The 15780-nt window shown below is 64.8% G+C and carries 10 protein-coding genes, 4 pseudogenes and 1 other annotated feature; of the genes and pseudogenes, 7 read left to right on the top strand and 7 right to left on the bottom strand.

Annotated elements, in window-relative coordinates; genetic code table 11:
• Positions 1-346 precede the first annotated feature (346 nt).
• Positions 347-1405: pseudogene (locus LH62_RS22310) on the bottom strand (IS3 family transposase); the annotation flags it as partial.
• A gap of 358 nt (positions 1406-1763) precedes the next feature.
• On the opposite strand from LH62_RS22310, the pseudogene LH62_RS29515 reads away from it, so the two are divergent.
• Positions 1764-2711 (top strand): annotated as a pseudogene (locus LH62_RS29515) (IS630 family transposase).
• Positions 2712-2787: 76 nt separating this feature from the next.
• On the opposite strand, the gene LH62_RS31260 reads toward LH62_RS29515, so the two are convergent.
• Together LH62_RS31260 and LH62_RS22330 are read right to left on the bottom strand one after the other, a co-directional pair.
• The gene (locus LH62_RS31260) at positions 2788-2958 is read right to left on the bottom strand and encodes a hypothetical protein (protein WP_160299870.1); all 171 of its coding nucleotides are present in this window, start codon (positions 2956-2958) and stop codon (positions 2788-2790) included.
• A gap of 201 nt (positions 2959-3159) precedes the next feature.
• Positions 3160-4239 carry a Na/Pi cotransporter family protein gene (locus tag LH62_RS22330; protein WP_052214822.1) on the bottom strand — a complete coding sequence of 360 codons (1080 nt, stop codon included), beginning with the start codon at positions 4237-4239 and terminating at the stop codon, positions 3160-3162.
• 309 nt (positions 4240-4548) lie between these two features.
• Here LH62_RS22330 and LH62_RS22335 point away from each other — a divergent pair, with 309 nt between their 5' ends.
• Positions 4549-5172 carry a hypothetical protein gene (locus LH62_RS22335; RefSeq protein ID WP_043364365.1) on the top strand — a complete coding sequence of 208 codons (624 nt, stop codon included), beginning with the start codon at positions 4549-4551 and terminating at the stop codon, positions 5170-5172.
• A gap of 548 nt (positions 5173-5720) precedes the next feature.
• Here LH62_RS22335 and LH62_RS22340 read toward each other — a convergent pair.
• On the bottom strand, positions 5721-6608 hold the full coding sequence (locus LH62_RS22340) for a LysR family transcriptional regulator (protein ID WP_043364366.1): 888 nt from the start codon (positions 6606-6608) through the stop codon (positions 5721-5723).
• 97 nt (positions 6609-6705) lie between these two features.
• Here LH62_RS22340 and LH62_RS22345 point away from each other — a divergent pair, with 97 nt between their 5' ends.
• On the top strand, positions 6706-7809 hold the full coding sequence (locus LH62_RS22345) for an aldo/keto reductase (RefSeq protein ID WP_043364367.1): 1104 nt from the start codon (positions 6706-6708) through the stop codon (positions 7807-7809).
• A gap of 332 nt (positions 7810-8141) precedes the next feature.
• Here the strand turns inward: LH62_RS22345 and LH62_RS22350 are convergent.
• Positions 8142-8969: pseudogene (locus LH62_RS22350) on the bottom strand (IS5 family transposase).
• A 225-nt stretch (positions 8970-9194) separates the two neighbouring features.
• Between LH62_RS22350 and LH62_RS22355 the strand changes: the two are divergent.
• The 4 genes and pseudogenes from LH62_RS22355 (at position 9195) to LH62_RS22375 (ending at position 13169) form a co-directional block, all read left to right on the top strand.
• A complete protein-coding gene (locus LH62_RS22355; RefSeq protein WP_052214824.1) occupies positions 9195-10166 on the top strand; it encodes an endonuclease/exonuclease/phosphatase family protein in 972 nt (323 codons plus the stop codon).
• Positions 10167-10546: 380 nt separating this feature from the next.
• On the top strand, positions 10547-11095 hold the full coding sequence (locus tag LH62_RS22360; RefSeq protein WP_043364368.1) for a DUF4337 domain-containing protein: 549 nt from the start codon (positions 10547-10549) through the stop codon (positions 11093-11095).
• Positions 11096-11244: 149 nt separating this feature from the next.
• Positions 11245-12476 (top strand): annotated as a pseudogene (locus LH62_RS22370) (IS3 family transposase).
• Positions 11529-11645, top strand: a sequence feature (AL1L pseudoknot). Its footprint overlaps the pseudogene before it by 117 nt.
• A 471-nt stretch (positions 12477-12947) precedes the next feature.
• Positions 12948-13169 carry a hypothetical protein gene (locus LH62_RS22375; protein ID WP_043364370.1) on the top strand — a complete coding sequence of 74 codons (222 nt, stop codon included), beginning with the start codon at positions 12948-12950 and terminating at the stop codon, positions 13167-13169.
• 214 nt (positions 13170-13383) lie between these two features.
• Here LH62_RS22375 and hflX read toward each other — a convergent pair whose 3' ends face one another.
• Together hflX and LH62_RS22385 are read right to left on the bottom strand one after the other, a co-directional pair.
• Positions 13384-14736, bottom strand: coding sequence for a GTPase HflX (gene hflX / locus LH62_RS22380; RefSeq protein ID WP_043364371.1), 1353 nt, complete (start codon positions 14734-14736; stop codon positions 13384-13386).
• 368 nt (positions 14737-15104) lie between these two features.
• Complete coding sequence (locus LH62_RS22385; protein ID WP_043364372.1) at positions 15105-15770, bottom strand: glutathione S-transferase family protein; 666 nt, start codon at positions 15768-15770, stop codon at positions 15105-15107.
• Between the last annotated feature and the right edge of the window lie 10 nt (positions 15771-15780).

Consider the following 15780-nt stretch of genomic DNA (forward strand, 5'->3'; position numbering starts at 1 on the left):
ACGGTTCAGCAAACCGAATCAAGAACAAGGTGCCCCGGGGCGTTTTCGAGACTTCGGGGCAACTCAATGCTGTATGTAGCGCATGGGGCGCATCCGGCGCGCTGGTCGCATAGGTGGTGTCCTAGTTGAGACAGCACCTGTTCCCGCTCTATCCTCTGCTTGGGACTGCCTGGGCGCTCCCGGGCTATGAACGCTGTCGCCGTGGGGGGGGGCCTTCCCTACCCCATCCGGAACGTCGGTCGGAGCCTCGGGCATAGCTCAGGCCCGATGCGCCGCCTGCTACCGGCGCAAAAGCCCAGCGAAGGGGAAGTTAGCCCTATGCCAAGCATCCTTGCCGTCGCTACTGCTCGATCAGGACCTTCGCCTCGGCGAGCGTGTTGAACACCTCGGTGTTCAGTAGCTCGCCGCGCAGTTTGCCGTTGAAGCTTTCCCCGTATCCGTTCTCCCATGGGCTGCCGGGCTCGATGAAGGCGGTCCTCGTGCCCACGCCGCTGATCCAGCCCTTCACTGTGGCTGCGAACTCGGGCCCATTGTCCGACCCAACATGGCCTGGGATGCCACGCAAGATGAACAGGTCGGACAGCGCATCGATGACATCAGCTGCCTTGAACTGGCGCCCAATCCGGATCGCCAGGCATTCGCGGGTGAACTCATCGGCCACGTTCAGCATCCGGAACTTGCGCCCGTCCCGGGTGCGGTCCTCGACGAAGTCATAGGCCCATACGTGATTGGGGTGCTCGGGCCGGAGCCGCCGGCAGGAGCCATCGTTCAGCCAGAGCCGCCCACGCTTGGGCTGCCGGGCAGGCACCTCCAGCCCCTCCGCCCGCCAGATGCGCTCCACCCGCTTGTGGTTGCACCGCCAGCTCTCGCCCCGCAGCAGGGCCGTGATCCGGCAGTAGCCGTAGCGCCCGTACCGCTGGGCCAGGCCAATGATGCTCTCGGCCAGCGCCGCTTCGTCGCCGGCTGCCCTCGGCACCTTGCGCTGCACCGAGCGGTGCTGCCCCAGCACCCGGCAGGCAAACCGCTCCGAGACGCCCAGCTTGTCCATGACATGCTCGACACAGCCCCGACGACGCGCGGCGCTCACCAGTTTCCCGAGGCAGCTTCCTTCAGCACCAGCTTCCCCAAAGTGAGATCGGCCACCGCCAACCGCCAACCGCCGCCTGCCGTTCTCCTGCTCCAACAGCTTCAGGCGCTTCACCTGATCCAGCTTCAGGCCGCCATACTCGCTTCGCCACCGATAGTAGGTCTGCTCCGTCACCCCGATCGTCCGAACCGCCTCAGACGCCGTCTTGCCCTGCGACAGTAACACCCCAACCTGCTGAAGCTTGGCCACGACTTCTTCCGGTTTGTGGTCCTGACGGGGCTGGTGCTCGCCGAGGTTGAACTTGAAGACGAGGACCAGGAGCTCCTCTCGCCCAAATGGCTTAGCCGCGAGGTGACGGGCGGTCCGGCGTACCGCAAGGCGGCCCTGGTGAAGCAGGTACTCGCGAGCGCATCGCCTCGCCGTTCCTGATATTCCATACCCGTCCAGCCTGCGGCACAGAGCTTGGGGAGGCGGCAGAAAAGCCCCAGTGACAATGCTAGTCGAAGCTTCTCAGAGGTCCTTTCTTCGCAGTTAGACGATTGACCTGAACTCCGTCTCAGACACCGGGAGTTTCAGCGGCGCCTCTAGAGCGGTTTCCCGCCTGACTGAATCGCTTGTGACCCCACGGGCTGCGCGGTGGTGATTCAGTAGCGCCCTGGCTGGAGGGGCGATGCGGATGTCCAAGGCGCTGTCGGTCGATTTACGGGAACGCGTGGTGGCGGCGATCGCGGCAGGGTCGTCCTGCCGGGCGGCGGCGGTCCCGCTTCGGGGTAAGCGCGGCCAGCGCGGTCCGCTGGGCGGCGCTGATGCGGGAGGCGGGCTCGGTCGCACCAGGACCGCTGGGCGGCGACCGGTGTTCGGCGCAGATTGAGGCGCATGCGGCGCTGATCCTCCGCCTCGTCGACCAGAAGTCGGACATCACGCTGCGGGAGATCCAGGCTGGATTGGCCAAGGCTGGTGTGTCGGCCGGCATCGGCACGCTGTGGCGCTTCTTCGACCGGCGCCGAATGACGCGCAAAAAAAGACCGCCCACGCTGCGGAGCAGGACCGCCCAGACATCTTGAAGCAACGCTGGGCCTGGTTCGAGGCGCAGCCTGATCTCGACCCAGACCGGCTGGTGTTCATCGATGAGACCTGGGCCTCGACCAACATGGCCCGCACCCACGGCCGGGCACCTCGGGGCGAGCGGCTGCGGGCCGCCATCCCGCACGGCCATTGGCTGACGACCACCTTCGTCGCCGGCCTGCGCAACACCGGCATGGTCGCGCCGATGGTACTCGATGGGCCGATCAACGGCTCGCTCTTCCAGGACTATGTCGAGCAGGTGCTGGTGCCCGAACTCCACACGGGCGACATCGTCGTCATGGACAACCTCGGCAGCCACAAGGGCGCCGGCGTCAGGGACGCCATCGAGGCTGCAGGTGCCAACCTGCTTTACCTCCCGCCCTACAGCCCAGACTTCAACCCAATCGAGCAGGCCTTCGCCAAGTTGAAGGCCGCGCTCAGAACGGCAGCCGAGCGCAGCCTCGACGGGCTATGGGCCGCCATCGGCCGCATCATCGACACCTTCACCCCTGCCGAGTGCGCCAACTACTTCGCCGCCGCCGGGTACGATGCAGACTGATAGGAAACCGCTCTAGGTGTGCCGGCAGTTCGGAGATCAGCAGCGGGACTTCGCCACGGTCGCCACCACTGGCGGCCTAGAAGCCATCCCAATAGGCGAGTTCCGTTGCCTCGGGGGTGGCGTCCAACGTCTTCTCCGACACGCTTGATACCAACTCGGTGTTGTCCAGGCCACTCCACAGATCAGCGAGGCAATCGGCGAGATTTTGCAGGCCTTCATGCCCGAGTTGCGCGGCCAGGTTGCGCACCGGACTCGCCATCGGAATGATGGCGGATCTGGTAGTTGCTTAATGCAGTCATCTCCAGCGGACCGCTCGCTGGTTTCATCGAGACCAAGAAGTACCTAGCTGCCCACCACAAAGTCAGCTGTACATCAAGCGCAACGCTGTCTACCGCAATCGCGGTAACCGCCATATGGATACCGACGTAGGAGAGCTTGGCAGGCCAGTCTACTTTGCCGGGCGGGACATCAGCCCGGTCTGCCCGATGCTGTCAGGTTCATCCCGATCCGGGATAGCCCGTGCCAGCAGCGCTGCAATCCTGGTGCTGAAGGGTAGGAAAACCGCTGCACCAGCGACATTGAAAGCAACGTGGGCGTTGGCAATCTGATTTGGCACCTCGCCGCTCGTGAACCGCGCAAATGCAGCGAGCCAGTCAATCAGCAGCACACCGATCGTCACGGACACAACGTTGAACAGCAGATGGAACACTCCAGCTCGCACCGCGTGACGCGAGCGACCTACGGTCGCGACCAGAGTGTCCGAGCAAGTGCCGATCTCGGCGCCGAGCATGATGGCAAGGCCGGTCGGCAATTCGATCAATCCTTGCCCGGCCATCACAATCACCACGCCCAAGGTCGCTGAAGACGACTGGATCAGCAGCGTGAAGGCCGCTCCAGCCAACACCCCGAGCAGCGGCGTGCTCATACTCTTTATCCAGTCCAAGACGACTGAATGGTCGCGCAGCGGCTCCACAGCGTCGCTCAAGACGTGCAGGCCGAATAAAACCAACCCGATGCCGAGCAGCGCTGTCCCCCAGGCTTTGAAGTCGTCCCTACTGGAAAGGGCACGAAGCAGCAGGCCCGCCAGCATGATCACCGGTGCGTACTCGTCCACCCCTAGGGCGAAGATCTGCGAGGACACGGTGGTGCCGATGTTGCTGCCCAGGATCACAGGCAGTGCCTGGGCAAAGCGCATCAAACCGGCGTCCACCAAGCCGATAAGCAGGATGATGGTTACGGAGGAGGAGTCCAGCAGCGTAGTAGCAGCAACCCCGGTCAGGAGGCCGCGCACCGGCCCATTGGTGGCGCGCCCAAGAAGCGATTTTACCCGCTCGCCAGCTGCCTCTCGCAGGCCTTCTGCAAGCTGAGAGACGCCGAACAGGAACAGCACCAGCCCGCCCAAAAAGCCCATGGCGAGTTCGACCCAGTCCACCTCCGGCCGACTGCCCCCGTCCTGCGCCCAGGCGGCCCCGCCGAGGAGGCAGAGCGCTAGGCCAAGGGCGCTCCGCGGGAGCAGCATATGGCGCATAGGTGTGATTCCCGGATCGGTGGCGGCAACTTGTGCCCTATCACGAGGGTGCCGTTAGGATTCGCTGGACTGACAGGGTTCATTGAAACGTCTTCGAAGCCACGTCGCATGGTTGTGACGCAAACGCGCGACGTAGCTGAGTGTGCAGTCCCTTGTGGTTCCGTTTCGGAATGCCGCTACCACGGCAAAGAGCATGGCTCGCTCCGGGCAGCGGCGACGGCTTGAAGCGACGGAGTTTTAACGGTGACGAAGCGATGGACAGCGTGAGCGGGGTTGGGCATGTTCCTGCTTTGTTCGCGGGAGTCGCGCATGGAGGAAACTTTGAGCCCCGGGCGTGTGCGCCCCGAACCTGATCCACAGGCGGCCACCTACCTGGCCGATACCGGCGCCACGCAGGCGTACCTGGAGGGCTACGTTCGCCAGCGTTTCCTTTGGGAGCTCGACGAAGAGGAGACGGTCATCCGGAGCCTGCCATTCTACGCGACGGGCACTGGCGCAACCTTCGCCGCCATCGCCGTCGCGGCCCCGCAACTCCGGCAGGCGGCGCCTAGCTTCGCGGTGCCTATCGCCGCCGCCTTCGCATTCGACGTGGTGCTGGTTGTCGTTTCCATAGCCTGCCTACTCGCGGCGCTCGTCCGGCGAGGCGTGCTAGACGTCGCGCCCGAGGCGGAACTGCTTCGGTCGGCGGGGCAGGTGGCACAGGACACGAGGGAGCAATTCGCGGACGCGACGCCACAGGAATTAGAAAGCATCATCCTTGCCAGGGTGCGCGGCAGCCTGGTCGCGCAGATGATTGTCGCAACCTCCCGCAATCGGGAGGCGAATCGGCAGAGGAAGACCTGGAGGAACCGGGCCTTCGTAGCGCTCGTCGGCGCGTTGCTGCTGACAATCGGCGGGCTCGTTGCTACGTTCGCGGCCGGAGGGCTCAGGTAGATGCTCAAGGCGGTATGCGATATCGCTCCCGAGGAAGCGCAAGACCCCGAAGCCGCAGGCGGGAGGACGCGCCCGCGATGGAGCGAGTTCCCAAAGATGGTTGAGGAGGACCGGGGTAGCCCGACCTCTGTCCCGCCAAGGCGCCCGTCTGATACGAGAGAGCTTCGTGATCTCACTGACATTGCGATCTCGCTCGGGAACCCGCGCGCGCGCTGATCCTGCCCTCATGGGATGGCGGCGGGGCCAAGCCCGACCTGCTTCTGTTACCCCGACAGCATAGAGCTACGGCTGCGCTGCCAGCCAAACGAGTGTGCTGCAGCCGGCTGGTAGCAGACCGGCCATTCGCCAACCAGCTTGTCAGCTTTCGCCACACGGGCGCTCGTAGGCCGCCGCTCCGCCTTCGGCCAGATCCGGCCTTGGCTGCTGAGCGCTCATCTCGGTCGTCGGTTACATGCGCCGCCCTTCCTGCTAGCGGACGTGGCGTACTCGGTTCTGGCGAAGCGAGCTGGCGGCTGCCACCAGACTTCAGCCTCCTAAGCCTTGGACCTTCAATCCCGCATCACCTCCAGGAAGGCACGGAATGCCGCGCTTGGCTGGCGGCGGCTCGGATAGTACAGGTGGTTGGCGGCCAGCACCGGAGCCCATCCCGGCAACACCTCGACCAGCGATCCGTCGGCCAAATACGGAGCAGCCTGGAGGCGCAGCAGGCACACGACGCCGAGCCCGGACAGCGCCGCGTCGCGCATCAGGTCGGCGTCGTTGGTGATGAAGGTCTCGGGTACTGCACGTCCGAACATCTCGCCATCGCGCGCGAACTCCCAGCGGTGGAGCGCGCCTGACGAGGTATGGCGGTAGCTGATGCACCGATGCGCTCCGAGATCATCGGGCGTCGCTGGGCTGCCATGCTCCTCGAGATAGGAGGGTGTCGCCGCGAAGACGAGTTCCATCGGCTCGCTGATCCGCACCGAGATCATGTCCCCCTGCAAACCGCCCGCGTGCCGCACGCCGCAGTCGAACCGCTCCGCCACGATGTCGACCAGCCCGTCGTTGACAGCCAATTCCACCGCAACGTCCGGGTAGCGCTGCGCCAGCGTCGCGAGGCGAGGCAGGACGACATGGACAGCCGCTGGCCGATGCGCGTTGACGCGGACCCGCCCCATCGGACGGTCGCGCGCCTGATCGAGCTCGGCCAGCATGTCCTCCACAGAGGACATCGCGGGACGCAGCCGCAGCAGGAGCTGCTCGCCTGCGCCCGTGGGCGAAAGCGAGCGGGTGGTGCGGTCCAGCAGACGGATACCCAGCCTGCCCTCCAAGGTTCGCATGGCATGGCTCAGCGCCGACGCCGACAGGCCAAGCCGGGTTGCTGCCCTGGCGAAGCTGCCTGCCTCCACGATCTCTGCAAACACGGCAAGGCCCGACCAGAGCTCGCGATCCATTCCTGAAAATCCTTCAGCAACCCATGCGTCCCCGAGGCACTAATCGACCCCTGAGCCGCAGTCCATCTTCGGCACTCCGCACGGAGAGGAGCACCCGGTGAACCTTCAGACTTACCGCCCGCTTGGCCGCTCGGGCCTCCTGGTCAGCCCGCTGGCCCTGGGCACGATGACCTTCGGCACAGCGCGGTGGGGCGCCGACGAGGCTGGCAGCCGCGCCATCTTCGAGCGATACGTTAAGCTGGGCGGCAACTTCATCGACACCGCGGACGTGTATTCCGGCGGCCGCTCTGAGGAGATGGTCGGCCATTTCGTCGCCGAAAACGGCCTGCGCGACCGGATGGTGATCGCCACCAAGTCGGGCTTCGCCACGGGCCAGGGGTTTCACCAGGGCGGCAACGGCGCGCGGCACATCCACGCGGCGGTCGAGCGCTCGTTGCGGCGGCTGCGCATGGACTTCATCGACCTCTACTGGATCCACATCTGGGACGGCATCACCCCCGCAGAGGAGCTGCTCCAGACCATGGCGGCGCTGACCCAGACGGGGAAGATCCGCTACTGGGCCATCTCGAACACGCCCGCCTGGTACGCTGCGCAGCTCGCCACGCTGGCGCGGATGCGTGGCCTGCCGTCGCCCGTCGGACTGCAGTACTTCTACTCGTTGGTCGAGCGCGGCGTAGAGAGCGAGCACGTCCCTCTGGCCCAGGCGTTCGGCATGGGATTGGTGCCGTGGAGCCCGCTTGCCTATGGCCTGCTGACCGGCAAGTATAACCGTGCCGCCGTCGAGGCCGCCGCGCCCCGGCAGGGCGGCGTGCCGAACCAGGCACAGGCGGACGGTCAACGACGCCCGGAAGGCGACAAGCGGCTGGATGGCGACAACCCATTCGGCGACACGCTGTTCACCGACCACAACTGGACCATTGTCGAGACGCTGAAGCGCGTGGCGAATGAGATGGGCGAGAGCCCGGCCCGCGTCGCGTTGGCCTGGGTGGTGGGACGGTTGGGCGTCGCGTCCACGTTGATTGGAGTAAGCCGCGCCGAACAAGTGGCCGACAACGTGGCTGCGCTCGGCGTAAGCCTGGCACCTGACCAGTTGAAAGCGCTCGATACGGTGAGCAGGGGCGATCAGAAGTTCCTCTACGCCCTCTTCCAGCCAGCTGTTCGCAACCAGGTCGTATTCGGTGGCGCCGACGTGCGTGGGTGAGCAGCCTCAGCGCAGCGATCGGAGTCCGCTATCCGAGCTTGCTGTCCCGAAGCGGCCAAGCCGCGTTCGGCCAGATCAGGTCAGGAGACGGTGACCTCACCTACCAGTTCACGCCCCGGGTGATGGAAATGCCGCGTGATGGGGATGCCGCGTCAGTGCCGCGTGATCTGCCCCATCGGGGCGAAGTTCACCCGCAGCAGCATCAGTACGCTCATCAAACGCATGCGTACTCCGACGGGAGTATTGACCTGAGTTACCTCCAAAGTCGCTGTTGTAGACCTCCCAGTCGTAAGCGTCGGCCACCTGCACAACCTTAGAGCTCTTTTGAAAAATCAGGGATGAGCGTTTCTGCGCAGCAGGATGGCGGCCATGGCGATAAGGATCATGGCCTCGGAGACGTCGAGGCGTTGTTCGTAGTCGCGGACGAGACGGCGCTAGCGTGTCATCCAGCCAAAGGTGCGTTCCACGACCCAGCGACGCGGCAGGACTTTGAAGCCTGGTTTGCTATTGCAGCGGCGGACGATTTCGATGGTGAAGTCGAGGAAGGCCGCTTTGTCCATGAGCTTCAGCCGGTCATAGGCGCCGTCGGCGAACATGTGCTTGACCCAGGGCCAGCGCTTGCGGATGCCGTCCAGGATCGTCTGGGCTCCGGCACTGTCGGAGATGTCGGCCGGCGTCAGGTTGACCATCAACAGCCGTCCGTCAGTATCGACCGCGATGTGGCGCTTGCGGCCCATAACCTTCTTGCCGGCGTCATAGCCTCGCCGCGCTCCGGCCGCCGGAGCCTTGACCGACTGGCTGTCGATGACACCGGCGGACGGGCTCGCCTCGCGTCCCGCTCGCTCCCGGTCACACATCAGGGCCAGGTCGTGGATGGTCTGGAACAGGAAGCAGCGCATCAGCCGCCGAAACCACCAATACACCGTCTGCCAAGGACCGAAATGAACGGAAAGCATCTCCCACCCGCAGCCTGAGCGGACCAGGTAGCGAAGCGCATTGATGATCTCCCGCAAATCCATCTCTCGCGGTCTGCCTCGACGGCTTGGCCCCGGCATCAACGGTGCGATCTGCGCCCACTCCTCGTCCGTCAGATCAGACGGGTAGCGCCTCGTCTTCCTGGCAATCTCGGCCATCCGGCCGCGGCTCCGCTTGGTCCACATCCCAAGCGTGAATCACGCCACAGCCTTCAAGGAAAGCCCACAAACCGATTTCTCAAAAGGGCTCTCAGCGGCCTCGGATTGTTGCCTTCTGGCCCCTGTAACACAGGTTTCTCACAGATGGATTGAAACTCGCGTAACATCTGCCAGGATGAAGGGGCGCCACGATGAACTTTAGAACACCTAAGCTTCGGAACCTTCAACCTCCTAAACCTCAACGAACCTGGCTTGCCCATCTACACCGACCGGGTGGGCTGGTCGGAGGAGGAATACGAGCGCAAGATTGCCTGGACGGCGTCGAATATCGTCCCGCTCAGGCCTGACATCCTCGGTTTTCAGGAGCTCTGGCACCGCTCATCCCTGAATCGCGCCCTAGAGGTCTCCGGGCTCTCTGCCGAGTATGACCTGCTCGCGCCGCCGAACGCGGATGGCGGGCGCATCGTGAACGCGGCCATCTTCCGCAAACGGATGCTCGATGGCGAGCCCGAGTGGATCTCGGACTTCCCAGACAAGTTCCGTCTGCACAGCTCTGGCGACGACCCGCAGACGCCCGCCATAGAGGTGCAGATCACCAGCTTTTCTCGGCCGGTGCTGCACTTCCGCGCAAGGGTGCGTCAGGATCACGATCCAGTCCACGTCTATGTCTGCCACGTCAAGTCCAAGGCCCCAACACAGGTTTGGAGCGAGGAGTGGTTTAAGAAAGATGAAGTCTACAAGCCGCATAGGACCAATCTGGGCGCGGCGCTCTCCACCATCCGCAGAACGGCAGAGGCATCAGCCCTGCGCTTCATCTTGACAAAACGCATGAAGGATTCGGAGACGCCCGTCGCCGTTCTGGGCGACGTCAACGACGGACAACACAGCAACACGGTGAATATCCTGACGGAGCAACCGCGCTACCTCGTCGGGGATTCACGGGGCGGTGGCGACACAGCCCTCTACACCGCGCAGACCTTGCAGGAGTACCGGAACACTCGCGACGTCTATTACACGCACATTCACCAGGACATCATGGAGTCCCTGGACCACATCCTGGTCAGTCAGGAATTCTATGACAACAGCCGCAAGCGCCTCTGGATCTTCGACGGCATGACTGTGCGGAACGACCACCTGGACTCCGCGGACCACAAAGCGGACGGGACGAGTGACCATGGTATTGTCTGCGCCCGGTTCCGCTACCGACCAGCAAAGGCGCTTTGATCTCTAGCGCACTTAGCCGTGGGAGCTCAGACGCGTTTGCGCTTCCGCCACAAAGGCAATCGCCGAGTGCCCTTCGGTTAATATTTCTCAATGCGCCGCGCTTAAAGCGGGCATGGGCGACGCGCTCAGCGGCTGGAACTCGCCCTCACGCTCTTCGATTCTGAAGTGCGGACGTCCTATGTGGATGCGCTACGCAATCCGGTCCTTGTCTATCCGACTTGCGACTCCTTGCCGTACGGGTCAGCCGCAGGAGCGTGACATCCAGTTACGGAGCGGTGTGCGGCTATCCCATTTCGGTAGGGCGCCGTCGTGGCGGCTGCCCCCTGCCGGAACGCAGCAAATGCGGCTATGCCGCGGGCCTCATCGTTGGGACTTGAGTCATGGTCAACGCAGCTGAAGCCGTCGAGGAAGCTAGGGGTAACAAGCGCGTCGCGCTGCTGATCGCGGCACTCGCCTTGGCTCTCGCGCTCACCGAGGTTGCTGGCGACGACGCCAAGACGGAAGCGCAGCTGAAGAACGTCGAAAGCGCCAACCTGTGGTCGTTCTTTCAGGCGAAGACGGTGCGTCAAACGACGCTCCGTGGCCTTTCGGACCTACTGCCACTGATGACCCCGCGTCCCGGGCGCGAGGACGATGCCGAGCGGATGCTGGAACGGTGGCGGGCTAGCATTGAACGCTGGGAGAGCGAGCCGGAGACCAATGAGGGGCGCCGGGAGCTGATGGCCCGAGCCAAGCGAGCCGAGGAGGAGCGTGACGAGGCCATGCGCCTCGACGGTCGCTTCGATGCGGCATCTGCCCTCCTACAAGTCGGCATCGTCATGGCCTCCGCCGCCATCATCACCGGCACGGCCATCCTGATCTGGGCGGGCGCGGCTCTGGGTGGGGCCGGGGCGCTCCTGTCATTGGCTGCCTTCCTCGGCTTCGCCTGACCCGGCCGTTCTCCAGGAGCTGGTGCTGGCCAGCCAGCATGGACCGGCTGGTGCGTTTGCTTCGGGCTCCTGGGCCGATTCCGCAGCCAACAGGAGCGCTGAACTGCCCCGGATTTGCCGGAGGCTTCAAACCTTGAGAGCTTGGAGCCATGACGAAGAAGACGTCGAACCGGTTTTCGCCTGAAGTGCGGCAGCGAGCGGTACGGATGGTGCTGGACCACGGGGGCGACCATGCATCGCAGTGGGCTGCGATCGGCTCGATTGCAGGCAAGATCGGCTGCACGGCCGAGACGCTGCGGAAGTGGGTGCGGCAGGTCGAGCTGGACCAGGGGCAACGGCCTGGAGCGACGACCGAAGAGCGTGAACGCATCAAGGCGCTGGAACGCGAAGTCCGCGAGCTGCGGCAGGCCAATGAGATCCTGAAGAAGGCGTCGGCCTATTTTGCGATGGCGGAGCTCGACCGCCGGTCAAAGCCATGATCGCCTTCATCGACGATCATCGGGCAGCCTACGGGGTCGAGCCGATCTGCAAGGTGCTGCGGATTGCCCCGTCGACCTACCACGCCCATGCTGCCGTCCGGGTGGATCCGGCCAAGGGCTCAGCCCGCGGTCGGCGCGATGCTGACCTCTGCGCCGAGAACAGACGGGTCCATGAGGCGAACTTCGGCGTCTATGGCGTACGCAAGGTTTGGCGCCAGCCCCGCCGCGAGGGCATCCCGGCAGCCCTCTGCACGGTGGCCAGGCTGGTGCGCCAGATGGGCCTGCAGGGCGTAGTCCGCGGCAGGTCGACCCGTACGACAGCGCCGGACAAGGCGACGCCGTGCCCGGCCGACAAGGTAAACCGGCAGTTCCAGGCGCCACGGCCGAACCAACTCTGGGTGTCCGATTTCACCTATGCTGCCACCTGGCAGGGCTTCATCTATGTGGCCTTCGTCATCGACACCTTCGCCCGATGCATCGTCGGCTGGCGGGTATCGCGTACCGCCCATGCGAGCTTCGTCCTCGATGCCCTGGAACAGGCGTTGCACGACCGCCGTCCGCTAAAGGGCGGTGGCCTCGTGCATCACAGCGACCGCGGGGGGCAATATCTCAGCATTCGGTACACAGAGCGTATGGCGATCGCAGGCATCGAGCCCCCCGTCGGCAGCGTCGGCGACAGTTACGACAACGCGCTGGCCGAGAGCATCATCGGCCTGTTCAAGACCGAGGTGATCCGGCGGCTCGGGCCCTGGCGGTCGCTCGAAGCCGTCGAGTTCGCCACCCTCGACTGACTGGACTGGTTCAACAACCGACGCCTCCTCGAGCCTATCGGCAATATCCCACCCGCGGAAGCCGAGGCGCGCTACTATGCCAGCGAGCAGGAGGTTGCGCTGGCAGCCTGACTCAAACTCCCTTGCCTCCGAGAAATCCGGAGCGGTTCAACGCACGCGTCCCTCAGCCGTCTGTGCGAACGGGACGGCGCCACCATCGACCGCACGTTGCGGGTTCTGCTCGAGGCGGCGCTCCGCGACGCACGCAGCGGGCGACGCTACTGACGCGCCCAGCTGAAGCGGCTGCGCCCTGGCGGGCGGCCGTGGGACGCTGAGGGCCACTCCGGCGCAGCACGCAAAAGCCAGCAAGGAATTCGCCACGGCCTCGCACGGCTCGGGCGTGGGCTGTCTCCCATGCGCGGCGCTGCGCTGGTGATTTGCCCGCCGGGGGTGGCGGCGCCAAGGTCCCAACAGGTGGCGCCGGGTCTGCACGACGGCGTCCGCGCGCCCGGCGCCAACAAGGAAAAGCCCCCATGCCCGAGAAGGATTCTCCGCGCTCCGGCCACCTGCCCGCGCTCCTGCGCGCCCGGAAGGAAATCCCCCGTGTCGCGCGGCCCCGACGGCGGCTGGCTGCTGGAGCTGACCCGCGGGCCGGACGGGAAGTTGGAGATCGCTTACGAGTGGGTCGGCGGCATCGTCCGGGTCACCGGACGGGCCATGCTCCGACATCCGTTGGGACATGTGGTCCGGCCGGTTCCCGTTGCCGTCGGCGAGGAGGACGCCGGGGTTCTGGGTCCGGAGCTCATAGGAATCCTTTGGTCGTAGATCTGGGCTTGGTGGCACGGCAGAAGGAGCTAGGACGGACGCGTCCTGCCGAGATGGCGGAGAGCGGGGGTACTGTCGTGCCGCGAGCCACGCCGCCTTCGACATGTCCTGACCCGCAGGGAGGGTAGAGCCGCCTCCCCGTAGCAAGCCACCCAACCGCGGACAAAAAGGCGACGGGAACATAAGCCCGGGCTGCGCAGACGAGCATCAAGGCTCAGCGGGCTGCGAGGCTTCGCTGCAAACGCGCGATGGCGCCGGGCAGTCCGCGGACCTTCAGCACCCGGCCATTCTCGTCATACCCCTCCGACAGGACCCGCGCGCTCTCGTACACCTCGCCGATTAGCCCTTGCTTCGCGTAGGGCAGCACCAGCACATCCTCCACCATGGATACCTCAAAGAAGGCGATGATGGTGTCCCGCAACGCTCTGACATCCTCAACCGAGTGAGCGGACAGGGGGATCGCGTCCGGATGCTTCTCGACCAAGGCGGCGCGCCCGGCAGCGTCCACCTGGTCCATCTTGTTCAGCACCAGGCGGGACGGCACCACATCCGCCCCGATCTCGCGCAGCACGCTGCGGCTCACCTCCAGCTGCGCCTCATAGGTCGGGTCCGAGGCATCCACGACGTAGAGCAGCAGCGATGCCTCCAACGCCTCCGTCAGGGTGGAGCGGAAGGAAGCGACGAGGTCGTGCGGCAGCTGCTTGATGAAGCCGACCGTGTCCGAGACGAGCACCCGCGGCCGGGTTTCCGGTTGCAGGATTCGGACGGTGGTGTCGAGCGTGGCGAAGAGTTTGTCTTCCACCAGCACTTGGCTGCCCGTCAGGGCTCGCATCAGGGAGGACTTGCCCGCGTTGGTATAGCCGACCAGAGCCACCCGCAGTTGGTCCCGCCGGGCGGAGCGGCGGTGGTCGCTGTCCCGCTGCACCGCTTCCAGCTGCTCCTTCAGTTCCGCGAGCCGATCACGGATCTTGCGGCGGTCGAGGTCGAGGTTGCTCTCGCCCGCGCCCGGCCCCTGCCGCCGCTCGCCGCCGCCCGACGACTCCCGCAGACGCGGCGCCACGTATTTCAGGCGCGCCATCTCTACCTGGAGCTTCGCCTCACGCGTGTTGGCGTGGCGATGGAATATCTCGACGATGATGCCGGTACGATCGAGCACCTGGGCGCCCGTCGCCCGCTCCAGGTTGCGGATCTGGCTGGGAGAGAGCTCGTGGTCGACGATCACGAACTCTGGCTTGCGGACCGTGTCCGTCTCCGCCTCGGTCGAGGGCGCCGTCTCCCCGGCACCTTCGAAGCGCTGCCTCGCCTTGGCCCTCGGGGGCGGCGCCATGGAGCTGCCCACGCCGGTGCCGCCCGTGAGCGCCGCTAGTTCCGCCAATTTGCCGCTTCCGAGCAGCGACCCGGCGCCGGTGCCCTCGCGCTTTTGGGACACCGTACCGACCACCCCGTAGCCCAGTGTCTTCACCAAGCGTCCCAACTCTTCAAGGCTGGCCTCGTGTGCGACGTCGTCTACCTGAGGCGTTTGGATGCCGACTAAGACTGCGAGCGGAACAGGGGGCTTGGTTTCCATGGCGATTGGGTAGCACGGATTGAGCCGATACCTCGAGTCTCGGGCGGATCGCTCCCGTCTGTGCAGCGCGCAGGTGCCAGGATTCCACGGAGGGGATTATCTCAATCGTACGTCTTGTTGTTTCATCATCACGGCAGGGCTGCTCGCCATGATAGGGAAGAACATACACGCCAAAATCCGGTCAGCCTGTCTCAGAGCTCGCTTTACAATGAGCGTGGAACGGCCGCACTCGACCCACTGCAGACTCTCGCCACCCTTCTGATAGTGCCTCCACCTTTCCCGAAAAGGATGGATAATCGGGAATGGCGTTGGCTTCTGACAAGATGAACAGGCAGACGTCAATTCGCGTGCGTACTGCCTGCCCCCGATCAACTCCGCCAGTGCGGTGGGTAAGCAGCGTCATAGCCCCGCATTGTTTCCATCCGCGACAGCCATGCGCCCAACGCTGGCAGACGCGCGCCGAGGTCTTCGAGGCCAAGCCCCATATCCATGGCTTCCGGACGCGCCGCGACCCGTCGCAGCATTTGTATGTTCGGCAAGGCAACGATGTCCGCTGCGGTGATGTTGTCACCCGCCAGATAAGGCGTGATCGACAAAGCCTGCTCCATCCAGCCAAGCGCCTCGACCGCGCGAGCCGCCGACGCTCGCATCGCGTCGGGATCATCCTTGGCACGGCCGCGCAACAACGGTCGGACGATCTCCACGTCGAACAAATCTCGCGTATAGTTCTCGAACTCGTTCACGCGTTGCCAGACGCAGCCGTGCTCCTGCGCTGTTTGTCCGAGCAGGGGCACGGCGGGATGCGCGCGATCCAAGAAGGCGATGATCGCCACGGATTCGTACAGCGCCGTGTCGCCAGTCTTCAGGACCGGAACCTTGCCGCGCGGGTTCAGCGCGAGGAATGCGGGCGCGCGATGTTCCTGCCTGCCCGCATCCAGGCGGCGAGAGACATACGGCACACCTTTGTATTCGAGCGCCAACTGTACTCGCCACGCGTAGGGGCTGCCGCTTATCCAGAAGAATTCGTGATCCATCGTTGAGCCT

Origin of the sequence: Belnapia sp. F-4-1, from assembly GCF_000802185.1 — a bacterium.
Lineage (GTDB): Bacteria > Pseudomonadota > Alphaproteobacteria > Acetobacterales > Acetobacteraceae > Belnapia.

What these genes read in the sequence shown, in the direction of transcription:
- LH62_RS22330 (WP_052214822.1), bottom strand. Translation starts at nt 4,239, where the DNA reads ATGCGCCATATGCTGCTCCCGCGGAGCGCCCTTGGCCTAGCGCTCTGC.
- LH62_RS22335 (WP_043364365.1), top strand. Translation starts at nt 4,549, where the DNA reads ATGGAGGAAACTTTGAGCCCCGGGCGTGTGCGCCCCGAACCTGATCCA.
- LH62_RS22340 (WP_043364366.1), bottom strand. Translation starts at nt 6,608, where the DNA reads ATGGATCGCGAGCTCTGGTCGGGCCTTGCCGTGTTTGCAGAGATCGTG.
- LH62_RS22360 (WP_043364368.1), top strand. Translation starts at nt 10,547, where the DNA reads ATGGTCAACGCAGCTGAAGCCGTCGAGGAAGCTAGGGGTAACAAGCGC.
- hflX (WP_043364371.1), bottom strand. Translation starts at nt 14,736, where the DNA reads ATGGAAACCAAGCCCCCTGTTCCGCTCGCAGTCTTAGTCGGCATCCAA.
- LH62_RS22385 (WP_043364372.1), bottom strand. Translation starts at nt 15,770, where the DNA reads ATGGATCACGAATTCTTCTGGATAAGCGGCAGCCCCTACGCGTGGCGA.